General features: G+C 71.3%; 7 protein-coding genes. 3 read left to right on the forward strand and 4 right to left on the reverse strand.

What is annotated here, in order from left to right:
* Nucleotides 1-107: 107 nt before the first annotated feature.
* The 3 genes from MNZ29_RS01720 to MNZ29_RS01730 all read right to left on the reverse strand — a co-directional run bounded on the left by MNZ29_RS01720 (nt 108) and on the right by MNZ29_RS01730 (nt 4519).
* A complete protein-coding gene (locus MNZ29_RS01720; protein ID WP_242352464.1) occupies nt 108-1451 on the reverse strand; it encodes a cytochrome C in 1344 nt (447 codons plus the stop codon).
* Between the two features lie 117 nt (nt 1452-1568).
* Nucleotides 1569-2495: a hypothetical protein gene (locus tag MNZ29_RS01725; protein WP_242352466.1), complete on the reverse strand. Its 927-nt coding sequence runs from the start codon at nt 2493-2495 to the stop codon at nt 1569-1571.
* 329 nt (nt 2496-2824) lie between these two features.
* Complete coding sequence (locus tag MNZ29_RS01730; protein WP_242352467.1) at nt 2825-4519, reverse strand: tetratricopeptide repeat protein; 1695 nt, start codon at nt 4517-4519, stop codon at nt 2825-2827.
* Between the two features lie 261 nt (nt 4520-4780).
* On the opposite strand from MNZ29_RS01730, the gene MNZ29_RS01735 reads away from it, so the two are divergent.
* Nucleotides 4781-6451, forward strand: a complete 1671-nt coding sequence (locus tag MNZ29_RS01735) for a glycosyltransferase family 39 protein (protein ID WP_242352469.1) — start codon at nt 4781-4783, stop codon at nt 6449-6451.
* Nucleotides 6448-8064: a hypothetical protein gene (locus tag MNZ29_RS01740; protein WP_242352471.1), complete on the forward strand. Its 1617-nt coding sequence runs from the start codon at nt 6448-6450 to the stop codon at nt 8062-8064. Before MNZ29_RS01735 ends, MNZ29_RS01740 begins: the two co-directional genes overlap by 4 nt.
* A gap of 43 nt (nt 8065-8107) precedes the next feature.
* Here MNZ29_RS01740 and MNZ29_RS01745 read toward each other — a convergent pair whose 3' ends face one another.
* Nucleotides 8108-9499: a hypothetical protein gene (locus MNZ29_RS01745; protein ID WP_242352473.1), complete on the reverse strand. Its 1392-nt coding sequence runs from the start codon at nt 9497-9499 to the stop codon at nt 8108-8110.
* 421 nt (nt 9500-9920) lie between these two features.
* On the opposite strand from MNZ29_RS01745, the gene MNZ29_RS01750 reads away from it, so the two are divergent.
* A complete protein-coding gene (locus MNZ29_RS01750) occupies nt 9921-11270 on the forward strand; it encodes a cytochrome C (RefSeq protein WP_242352475.1) in 1350 nt (449 codons plus the stop codon).
* Nucleotides 11271-11412 lie beyond the last annotated feature (142 nt).

Here is an 11412-nt window from a genome sequence, read left to right on the forward strand (position 1 = left end):
ACTGGCGACCTATTCGCACCCGCGACGAAATGAATCGCCCTGACAAGAAAGGAGGGGCCGCTCGCGCGGCCCCTCCTCATACTACACCAGCGTGCTGCGCGAGCTGACTAGTCCTTCGCGTGGCACTTGTTGCAGAGCGAGCGCTGGAAGAAGGCGTAGCGCGTCGCCGGGCGGTTGTACATCGCCGCCGCGTACTCGGCCTGCGTCAGGCCCTGGTTGAACTCGCCGTTCGCCATCTCCGTGCCCGCAGCCGCGTCCTTGCCCGGCCACTGACCGTCGACCGCGACGAAGGGCGCGTTGTTGTTCCAGCGGGAGAGCTGCGGGAACGCCGTGGCGTGCGCGCGGTGGCAGGAGAGGCACATCACGTTCTCCGTGCCGGTCGTCGGGCCGCCGAGCTGCGTGCCGTCGATGACCGCGTGCGCGGCGAGCGCAGCAACGTTCGCCGAGCCCTCCTCGTAGGGGATCATCGAGTCGTACGAGGTGGCCTGCGTGCCGGTGAGGTCGCCCGAGCCCTTGTACGCGTTGTAGATGGCCGCGATCGTCGTGCCGAGCGGGTTGCCGGCGAGGTCGTTCGCCTGCGCCGTCAGGAGCGCGCCGTTGCCGGCCGGGTGGATGAGCTTCGTGTTACCGGCGTTGACGCCGTTGTTGTGGATCGAGGCGTGGCAGTTCGCGCACCACTCGGACATGCCCGAGCCGTAGGCGACGCGCGTGTCGAACGTCCCCTCGGAGCGGTTGTAGGTCGACGGAGCGACCGCGATGGGCGGGTCGGCCGTGAACGCCGTGGCGGTCGGGACCGACATCGGAACGTAGCCAATGGGGGCGAGGAGGCGGTACACGCCGACGGCCGCGTCAACGGTCGGGGCGGCGCCGTAGGAGCCGGAGCCGTCGATCGGCAGGACCTTCGCGCCGAGCGCGGAGGAGGCGATCGTGCCGGCCGCGTCGACGATGCGGGCGCGGCTGTGCGGATCGTGGCAGGAGATGCAGGAGAGCTTCGTCGCGTCGTAGTTGCCGCCCGGGGCCGTCGTCAGCTTCGTGTCGGCGCCGAGGGTGTAGTCGGCCGCGATGACGTTGTGGCCGTGCTTGTCAGCGGCGTTCGTGTACGGCGCGCCGCGGATCGTCGTGACGTAGCTCTTCGTCAGGTACGCGAAGTCGCCACCAGGGGTCATCTCGACCACGCCGCCGCCCGTCGTCATGACGTGGTAGCTCTTCGGCGCCGTGTCGGCCGCCGCGTGGCAGTTGAGGCACGTCGAGCTCTGGTCGCTACCCTGGAGCAGGTAGGCGAAGCCCTGGAACTGCGTGCTGGCCCCCTTCTTGGCCATCGCAGTGTTGCCCTTCGAGTTGTGCATCGTGTGGCAGCCGTCGCAGGTCGCGACGCCACCGTCGTGGAACGCGTACGCGCTGGAGAAGCTCAGCGCGGCGACCGCTGCAACGGCAAACTTGGTGAACTTCATTGTTTCCCCTTTGTGTTGTGGCCCTCTGCGACTTCACGGGGCCGTACTGCTGCGGGTACCACTCCCCTGCACTCACTTCTGCTCACTGCACTGCAACTCCTGCTGCAACACCTTCGGTCACTCGTACCGGAAGACCTTCACTCCTCGGTTTCCGGACTGCGCGACGAAAACCTTGCCGTTCGCGGCGACGAGGTCCATGGGGCCGAGGAGGTTCTCCGGGTCGTCCCCCCGGTACCCGAACTCGCCCAGGAACTCGAACTCGCGATCGAAGACCATGACGACGGCGCGGAGGAGGTCGGTGACGAGGTAGTTGCCCTTCTCGTCCGTCGCGATTCCTCCGACGATGTTGAACCTGCCGGGCACGCTGCCGTGCGTCCCGAACCTCCGCACCTCGCCCTTGGGCGACACCACGAAGGCCTGGAACATCGGCGAGACGGTGATGAGGAGGCTCCCGTCGCGATCGACGTTGAAGCCGCTCATCGCGTCCTCGCGGTGGCGCTTGTCGAACTGGAGGAGGTCGCGCAGCTCGTACGTGGCGACCGTCGCGCCCGCGTCGTCCGTCACCAGCACCTTCATCCCGCCCTTGTCGGCGAGGAAGGTCCGACCGGCCGCGCGCTGGAGCGCGTTCGGGGCGAAGTCCTTCGCGAAGCCTTCCGGCAGCCCCTTGATCTCGATCTTGGCGATGGGCTCGCCGCGGAAGTTGCAGCGCCACAGCGCCCACGTCCTGCCGACCGACGTGAGCACGAGCAGCTCGCCGCTCTCGAGCGGCACGGCGCCGATGATGGTCCCGATGTCGGACTCGTCGCCGAAGCTGTAGGTCTCGATGCCCAGGTCGGTGAAGACGTGGACGATCCCCTGCGAGCGGTCGACCATGAAGAGCTCGCGGTTCTCGCGGTCGTACGACAGCGCTGCCCAGCTCGAGGCGATCCGGCCGCTCAGGCTCGACAGGTCGTAGCCATACCGGGTCCGCAGGCCCGCCGGCGCGTCCGCGTGGGCGGAGGCGGCGAGGAAGACGGCGAGGATGGCGGTCGAGAGGCGGGCCATGTTCGTTGGCAGCCCACTGTGCAAGGGCGATACCGAGCCAGGAAGCACCAAAATCCAGGCAGATCCGCGTCTCCCACATCTCGGGGACAGCGTGCGCTGCGCCATTTGACCCAGCGGTACATGTGGTTGGGGCATGCGCCACACCCAGCGCCACCGCAGAAGACGAGGTGCGGCGATGTCGTACACGTGACCGGCACACGCACCGGGAGCACTGGGAGGACCCGAGAACAGGACATTCGCGTCGGGAGGGGTCGCCGCGCGAGCCGGGGCGCGCGACCCATGAACGAACGCGAGGGCACGCGGCCGGGCGCCGTCGGCGCGCTGCGCACCTATTGGTCTGCCGCGGGACGGCCCTCGAGGGCGGAGATGCGCTCGCGGACCTTCGCGACGAGCTCCGCTCGGCCGCTGCGCTCGGTCTCCACGAAACGCCGGTAATGGGCGACGGCCTCGTCGACCCGCCCGGCCCGCTCCGCGATCAAGGCGAGGTTGAAATGGGCGACGTCGTCGCGCTCGTCCACCTCGAGCACGCGCCTGAAGTACTGCTCCGCGCGCGCCGAGTCGCCGCGCTGCGCGTAGTAGGTGCCCAAGTTCGTGAGCGCGAGCACGTTCCTGGGATCGAGGCGGAGCGCCTCGTCCCACTCGTGTCTCGCGCGCCCCAGCTCGCCCGCGCGCGCGTGGGCGTCGCCGAGCGCGAAGTGAGCGTCGGCGTTGTCCGGCTCCACCCGCACGGCGCTCGCGAAGAGCGTCCGGTCGTCGCGCCAGTCGGGGTTCCTCGCCACGGTGCGTGCCGCGAGCGCGACGAGCACGAAGACCGCCGCGAGCCCGAGCGCCCTCCGCAACTGCGGTCGGGCTTGCCAGAGGCGCCAGGCCTGATCCGCCAGGACGAGCCACACGCCCACGAGCGGCTGGTACAGGTAGCGCTCCGCGAGCTCCGCGCTGGGAAACCACACGATCGTGCTCACCGGCAGGAAGCTGAGGACCGCCCAGGCCACGCCGAACCGGGTGACGAGCCTGTTGCGGCGCAGGACTGCGAACGTCCCGATCGCGAGGAGCAGCCAGGCGAGCAGGAGGGCGAGCGGGTGGGAGAAATAGCTCCCCGGGCGCGAGTAGACGGCCGTGAGCTCGCGCGGGAACAGCGTCACCGCCGCGTACTTCGGAACGATGTGGAGGACGTTCGAGAGGACCTCGCCCGGACGCGTGTAGGACACCTGCGCGCCCAGCGCCGAGGACAGGACGACCGCGCGGAGCCCCAGGTACAGCGCCGCGACGCCCGCGAAGGCGGAGAGGATGGGGCCCCGCCTCCTCACCACCTCGCGCCAGGGAGCTCCCGAGAGCGCCTCCAAAACGCCAAGCAGCGGCAGGAGCATGATCGCGGGCTCCTTGCAGAGGAGGCCCATGAAGAACGCAGCGAGCGAGACGCCGTACCACGCTCGCCTCCCCTCGTCCCGCGCCCGGAGGTACGCGGCGAGCGCCGCCAGCACCAACGCGGTGGCCACCACGTTGTTCCGCCCGGAGATGAAGTTCACCGGCTCGGCGTGGATGGGGTGGACGGCCAGCAGGAGCGCGGCGAGCGCGGCGGGCAGCTCGGCCCTGAACAGCCGGCGCGCGGCGACGAAGAGGAGGAGCGCGGCGGCCGCGTGCCAGAGCACGCTCACGAGGTGGTAGCCCCACGCGCCGAGCCCGAAGAGCTGGTAATCGAGCAGATAGAGCGCCCGGTTCAAGGGGCGGTAGTACGGGGTCGAGCCGCCGGTCGTGTCGCACTCGGTCAGCACGGCGCCCAGGTTCGAGAGCGAGTGGCCGGTGGGGTTCTCGACGATGATCTGCCGGTCGTCCCACGCGAAGCCGTTGCGGAGCGCGTTCCCGTACGTCAGCGCGATCGCGAGGACGAGGAGCGCCGGGACGGCCCAGCGGCGCGCCGCGGAAGCGGTGAAGGGCTCGTCGGCGCGATGCGGCGGTCGCGCGGCGCTCGGCTCGCCGGCGGTCGCCGGCGAACGACCGCCAGCGCTCTCCTGGGTTCGGGCCATCCTCGTCCTGAACGCTGCGCGTGCTCCGCAGCTTCCTTTGGAAGGCGCGCAGCTTACCCCAAGGTCGTGGCGACCGGGCGGACGAGGCGCAGCGCGTCTCGCCTCCGAGCGCGATCCGCTCTCGACTCGCGGCGGCGTACCGAGTCGCACAGGGTCACCGGAGGCGCGTCGCGGGGGTTCGCCGGCGGTCGAGCGGCAGCCCGCTCCGCGCGGCGCCCGAGAAAATCGACCCGTCCCGTTGCCGGTATACTCGGCGCCCTCATGCTCCCGAGGAACACCCGCAGCGCCGCGGCCTGGGCGGCGGGCGCCATCGCGATCGCGGCGCTCTTCGCCTACCTCCCCGCGCTCGGCGCCGGGTTCGTGTTCGACGACCACCAGTTCCTCCCCGACGGACCCATCGTCCGCGGGCCGCTCGCGGACATCTGGTTCAGCGCCGCGGCGAAGGACTACTGGCCGCTCACGTACACGGTCCTCTGGGTCGAGGCGCGCCTGTTCGGCAGCGCACCGCTCGGCTACCACCTCACGAACGTCCTCCTCCACGCCGCGACTGCGATCCTCCTGTGGCGCGTGCTGCGCGCGCTCGAGATCCCCGGCGCGTGGCTCGCTGGGCTCCTCTTCGCGGTCCACCCGGTGACGGTCGAGTCGGTGGCCTGGCTCTCGGAGCTCAAGAACACGCTCTCCGCGCCGCTGTTCCTCGGGAGCGCGCTCGCGTGGCTTCACGGCGAGCGGAGGGGACGCCGGCGCGAGCTTGCGGTCGCCCTGCTGCTGTTCGCGCTCGCGCTCCTCGCGAAGACGTCCGTGGTCATGCTGCCGGTGGTGCTCCTCCTCCTCGCCTGGTACCGGCGCGGCCGGATCGATCGAAGCGACCTCGTGCGCACGGCCCCGTTCTTCGCCGTGGCCCTCGCGGCCGGGCTCGCGACGATCTGGTTCCAGCGCGTCCGGGCGATGACCGACGGGTGGCTGCCGGAGCGCGGCCTCGGCGAGCGGCTCGGCGGCGCGGGCTGGGCGCTCGTGTCGTATCTCGAGCGGGCGCTCCTCCCCGTTCGCCTCGCGTTCGTCTACCCCGAGTGGCCCGTGGCCGCGGGATCGCCCGCGTTCTACCTGCCCCTCCTAGGCCTCGCGGCCGGCTTCGCGCTGCTGTGGTCGCGCCGCGCGAGCTGGGGTCGGCCCGTCCTCCTCGCCCTCGGCTTCCACGCGCTCATGCTCCTGCCCGTCCTCGGGCTCGTGGACATCGCGTACCTGCGCTTCGGCCCCGCCTCGAACCACCTGCAGTACGTCGCGCTGATGGGTCCCGTCGCGCTCGCCGCGGCGGGTCTCGCGAGGCTCGCGGCGAGCCACCGCCGCGCCACGCTCGCCGGAGCGGGCGCGGTCGCGGCGCTCCTCGCGGTCGTCACCGCCACGCGCGCGGCGGCGTTCCAGGACGACCTCACCCTCTGGGCCGCCGCGGTGCGCGCAGCACCGGAGAGCCTCATGGCGCACTGGCAGCTCTCGGAGGAGCTCGCCGCGCGCGGCCGTCTCCCCGAGGCCGTGGCGGACCTGGAGGAGGCGTCGCGCACCGTCCGCGGTCCCGCCTCCCGACACCGCGCCCGGAGCCTGCTCTTCCTCCGCACCGGCCGGTTCGCGGCCGCCGTCGCCGAGTGCGACGCCGCCGACGCCCTCCGGCCCGACCGCCAGTTCCGGCGCGACCTGGGCCGGATGCTCACCGTCTCCAACGCGCCGCTGGAGGGGATCGCCGCGCTCGAGCCGCTCGTCCGGCGGTATCCGGAGAACGTCGACTACCGCTACTGGCTCGGCGCGGCGCTCGCGCGCGCCGGGCGGTTCGCCGAGGCCTCGGACGTCCTCGCGGAGGCGTCGCGCATCGCGCGCGGGACGGACGCGGAGATCGAGGAGGCGCTGGCGCTCGTGCGAGGCCGCCTGCGCGCCGGGCCATGAGAACGCCGCCGCTCGCAGGAGACGCCGGCGCGCGGCCCGCGCCGCGAGCCATCCGGGTCGAGCCGATCTACCCGGCCGCCTTCCTGCTGTGCGCGATCGCGACGCTGGTCCCGATCTGGTCGGTCGATTACCTGCCCATGGTCGATCTCCCCCAGCACGCCGCAGGAGCGTCGATGTGGATGCACCTGCGCGACCCGGGGTGGGGATTCGCGGACCGCGTCCGGCTCGACCTCGCGACGCCCTACGTGCTCTCGCCGCTCCTCGTGCGCGCCCTCGCGGAGCTCGCGGGGATCCCGGCGGCGCTGCACCTCGTCGTGAGCCTGGCGGTGATCGCGCTTCCCCTCGCCGCCGCTCGCCTCCTCCGGGCAGCGGACGGGGATCCGTGGGCCTCGCTCGCGGCGTTCCCCGCGGCGTTCAGCTTCTCGTTCCACTGGGGCTTCCTCCCGTACCTGGTCGCGGCGCCGCTCGCCGTCGCGCTGGTCGCGGCGGCGATCCGGAGCTCCTCCAGCCCCTCGCCCCGGCGCGCGCTGGAGCTCGGCCTCCTCACGGTGCTCGTGTTCTTCGCGCACGCCATGGCGCTCGCCGTGGCCGCATGCGCGGCGCTCGCCGTCATCGTCCACCGCGCGCCCGGCTGGCGGCTCGCGCTGCTCCGCTCGCTCCCCCTGGCCGCGCCCGTCCCGCTCATGATCTGGATCGCGCGCGCGAGGATGGGCGATCTCGCGGCGGCCTCCAGGCACGCCGACGAGGCGACGATCTGGGTCGACACCGCGAGGCGGATCACCGATCTCCCCGGGATGATCTTCGGGACGGCGCCCGACGTGCTGCGGGACGGCGAGACCTCCGGGATCCTCTCCGTCACGATCGCGCTCGCCCTCGCCGCGCTAGTTCTCCTCGCGCGGGCGCCGCGGCCGCGGGATCTCGGGCGCCTCGCCCCCCTCGCCCTCGTGCTCGCGCTCTACTTCGCGCTGCCCCACCACGCGCTCGCGGTCTCGTTCATCTACGAGCGGCTGACCGTGTTCATGGTGCCCTTCGCGCTCCTCGCGCTGAGCGCCCCGGCGCGTCCCGGGAGGAGGACGGCGCTCGCGCGGGCGGGCCTCGTGCTCCTCACGCTCGCCTGCATGTCGGTGTGGACCGCCCGCTTCCGGAGGTTCGACGCGGAGGCGCGCGGCTTCGACCGCATCGTGGACGCGGTGCCGCCGGCCCCGCGCCTCGTCGCGCTGCCGTGGCGCTCGTACAGCGACGCCCTGCCGGGCGCGCCCTATTACCTGCACTTCGGGGCGTGGATCCAGGCGAGGCGTGGCGGCGTGCTCGGGTACTCGTTCGCCGAGACCTCGGCGCAGGTGGTGCGGTACCGGCCCGGCGCGAAGCCCCCCATGACTCCGACGCTCAACCTCCGGCCCGACCAGTTCACCTGGGCGACGGACGGCTGGTACGACTACTTCCTCGCGCGCTCCTTCGAGGACACCGGCGGGTTCCTGTTCCGGGAGGCGACGGAGCCCCTCGAGCTCGCCGCGCGCGAGGGGCCCTGGTGGCTCTACAGGAAGAGAGCGCGCGCGGAGCCCGACACCGGCGCGCGTGCTGCGGAGTCGGAGCGCGACGGGGCGAGGCCCTAGCGGACGAGCGACGTCCCCCGGCGACCGGCGGCACGCCGGCGGCTCAGCCCGCGACCGGCGCGAACACGTTCGCCACGTGGGCGGCGACGTACAGCGCCACGAGCGCGATGGAAGCGACCGCCACTGCCGTGAGCTGGAGCTTCGGCGGAAGCGGGCGCACCGGCTCGGGGCGGCGGCCCGGGCGATCGTCGAGCGCCACGTCGGCGGCGAAGAACCCGGTGAGGGCGAGCAGCAGCACCGCGATCGCGGTCCAGAGCGGACCCGCGAGCGCCTCGAGGTGGAGCCTCGCCGTGAGCCCGGGCACGGCGGGATCGAGCGCGCGGAACATGTTCGTGTCGACGTTGTCCGGGAAGAGCACGAACGTCGCGGCGAGGTAGAGCGCGTTCAGGCCGCCGTAGGCGAGTGGGAAGAAAGCGGAGCGGTGCCGCAGCGCCGCCAGCACGAAGAGGACGAGCGCCGGCGCGGCCCACGCCATGTACTGGGGGAACCAGTAGCGCGGCGCGAGCAGGAACACCACGCTGCCGGCGTACAGGATGGCGACCTTCTGCCAGAGCGCGAACCCACGGAAGAGGCTCATCCAGACGCTCGCGACGAGGAGCCCGGCGAGCAGCCACTCCGTCAGCGTCGTGCGCACCGGACCGTCCCAGAAGATCGCGTCGTACCCGTGGTTGCGGAACGCGAGGTAGCCCTCCCGGAACCCCGGGCTCCAGAAGGCCGCCACGATGGCGGCGCTCACCGCGGCGCCCACGGCGAGCGGGGCGAGCGCGCGCCGCCAGCCGAACTCGGTCACGAGCACCGGCAGGAGGACGACGAGGAACACGACCGGGAAGTTCTTGAACCAGATGCCCAAGAACAGGGCGAGCACGCCAACGAAGGGGCGGCGCGTCGCGACGAGGTAGGCGCCGAGGAAGGTCGCGGCCGAGGGCAAGAGGTCGAACTGCCCGAACACGAAGCCGACGAAGAGCAGGATGGGCGAGGTGAGGGCCGCGAGGAACGCGTGGCCTCCCAGGTCCTCCCCGTCCTTGCGGAGGAACTGCTCCCAGAAGCGGCGCGCGGTCCACGCGACGAGGAGGAGCGCCGGCACGTAGCTCAGCCTCGGCAGCAGGTACTCGGCGGCGGTGAGCGGCTGCGGCACGAGCCAGGGCGCGTAGCCGTAGAGCCCGAACAGCTTTCCCACCGCCACGATCGCGCCGAACCACAGATACGCGAGCGGCGGGTACGTGAACCCCTCGATGAACGGGCGCGCGGGGCCGTCGTAGACGGCCTGGTAGACGTTCCAGCGTCCCTCCGCGACGTAGTGGGAGGCCCAGACGATGTAGTCGAGGTCGCGGTGCGCGGAGAGCAAGGAGATGGCGAGCGCGAACACGACCACGCCCGCCGCCGCGAGAACAAGGCGCTCCGTCGCAGCCCCGGCCCCACCCAGATTCAGCTTCATCGCGCTCCCGTCCGCCCCCCTGGGACGCAGCCGTTATCGCGTGGGCCTCTCGGCAGCGTCAAGCGGCGAGGGAAGCCGGGACGTCCGCCATCTGCGCTGCGGAGCCAGCGGTGAGGCGTGGACGTGTTCGCCGGCTTTGTCCATGCGCACGGGCGGGAGGCTCCTGCCCGAAGGCTGACCACAGTCAAATGTTCGAGTCCCGTGACGATGGCACACGCCTGTTCACTTACCGTCATCTGCGAGCACGGCTATTCTTCGCGATAGGCCTGGGACTCAACGCAATCCGACGGCGACGAGCAACGGTAGCGCCGCAACCGTCAATGGCTCGTGCAATTGCGTGCCGGGACATTTTCGTATCGCGGATGTCCGACCGCCCGGTATCTTCCGCGCCCTCAACTCGCAGCAATCTGGGGGACCACCCATGCGTTTCAAGAGGACCGCGGGCGCGCTCGTCGCGCTCGCCCTGGCCGTGCCATGTTCCGTGCTCGCGTTCCACGACGGCGGCGTCGCGACCTGCGACGGCTGCCACACGATGCACAACTCGAAGGGCAACACTGCGATGGCCAAGAAGGGGGCCAGCACGCAGTTCCAGGGCTTCGCCTACCTGCTCCAGGGTAGCGACCAGAGCTCGACGTGCCTCAACTGCCACGCGGCGGCCGACACGGCGCCGAAGAGCTACCACGTCATGACGACGGGCGGCGGCGTGGTCGAGATGACCCCCGGCGGCGACTTCGCTTACCTGACGAAGAGCTACGTCACGCCGATCCGTGGTGCGCCCCCCACTAACGCGGCCGACAAGCACGGCCACAACGTCATCGCGGCCGACTACGGCCTCAGCGCCGACACGAAGCTGACGACGGCGCCGGGCGGCAACTACGACGCGACGAAGCTCTCCTGCATCTCCTGCCACGATCCGCACAGCCGCGCCCGCATCGTCGACGCGGCCGGCACGATCGCGTCCTCCGCGCTCGGCGCGAAGGTCCTCCCGATCGACGGCTCCGGCTCCTACGGCGCCACCCCGACCGTTGACGCGGCCGTCGGCGTGTACCGCCTCCTCGCCCCCATTGGCTACGTTCCGATGTCGGTCCCGACCGCCACGGCGTTCACGGCCGACCCGCCCATCGCGGTCGCTCCGTCGACCTACAACCGCTCCGAGGGGACGTTCGACACGCGCGTCGCCTACGGCTCGGGCATGTCCGAGTGGTGCGCGAACTGCCACGCCTCGATCCACAACAACGGCGTCAACGCCGGTAACACGAAGCTCATCCACCCGGCCGGCAACGGCGCGCTCCTGACGGCGCAGGCGAACGACCTCGCCGGCAACCCGCTCGGCACGACGATCGCGGCCATCTACAACGCGTACAAGGGCTCGGGCGACCTCACCGGCACGCAGACCTCCTCGTACGACTCGATGGTCCCGTTCGAGGAGGGCACCACCGACATCGCCACGCTGGCTTCGCATGCCGTCATCGACGGTTCGGTGAAGGATGGTCCAGTGACGGGGAACGAGAACGTGATGTGCCTCTCCTGCCACCGTGCGCACGCCACTGCGTTCCCGCAGCTCTCCCGCTGGAACAACAACGCGCCCTTCGTCGCCGTCGACGGCCAGTGGCCGGGCAAGGACGCCGCCGCGGGCACCGAGATGGCGAACGGCGAGTTCAACCAGGGCCTGACGCAGGCCGAGTACAAGGCGGCCATGTACGACCGCCCGGCGACGCGCTACGCCTTCTTCCAGCGCTCGCTCTGCAACAAGTGCCACGCGAAGGACTGATCCAGTGCTGTAGGCAGTGAATCAATCGCATCATCGACCATAGGTCGTCGCCGCCGCTCTCCCTGCCCGGGCGCCCGCCTCATATCCCTCGCGCCGGCTCTCGGGAGTCGTGCTCGCCCAGCCATGCGACGCATGGCCGCAC

The sequence above is a fragment of the Anaeromyxobacter sp. SG64 genome, from assembly GCF_022690745.1.
GTDB classification, from domain to species: domain Bacteria; phylum Myxococcota; class Myxococcia; order Myxococcales; family Anaeromyxobacteraceae; genus Anaeromyxobacter; species Anaeromyxobacter soli.

What these genes read in the sequence shown, in the direction of transcription:
- MNZ29_RS01730 (WP_242352467.1), bottom strand. Translation starts at nt 4,519, where the DNA reads ATGGCCCGAACCCAGGAGAGCGCTGGCGGTCGTTCGCCGGCGACCGCC.
- MNZ29_RS01745 (WP_242352473.1), bottom strand. Translation starts at nt 9,499, where the DNA reads ATGAAGCTGAATCTGGGTGGGGCCGGGGCTGCGACGGAGCGCCTTGTT.
- MNZ29_RS01725 (WP_242352466.1), bottom strand. Translation starts at nt 2,495, where the DNA reads ATGGCCCGCCTCTCGACCGCCATCCTCGCCGTCTTCCTCGCCGCCTCC.
- MNZ29_RS01740 (WP_242352471.1), top strand. Translation starts at nt 6,448, where the DNA reads ATGAGAACGCCGCCGCTCGCAGGAGACGCCGGCGCGCGGCCCGCGCCG.
- MNZ29_RS01735 (WP_242352469.1), top strand. Translation starts at nt 4,781, where the DNA reads ATGCTCCCGAGGAACACCCGCAGCGCCGCGGCCTGGGCGGCGGGCGCC.
- MNZ29_RS01750 (WP_242352475.1), top strand. Translation starts at nt 9,921, where the DNA reads ATGCGTTTCAAGAGGACCGCGGGCGCGCTCGTCGCGCTCGCCCTGGCC.
- MNZ29_RS01720 (WP_242352464.1), bottom strand. Translation starts at nt 1,451, where the DNA reads ATGAAGTTCACCAAGTTTGCCGTTGCAGCGGTCGCCGCGCTGAGCTTC.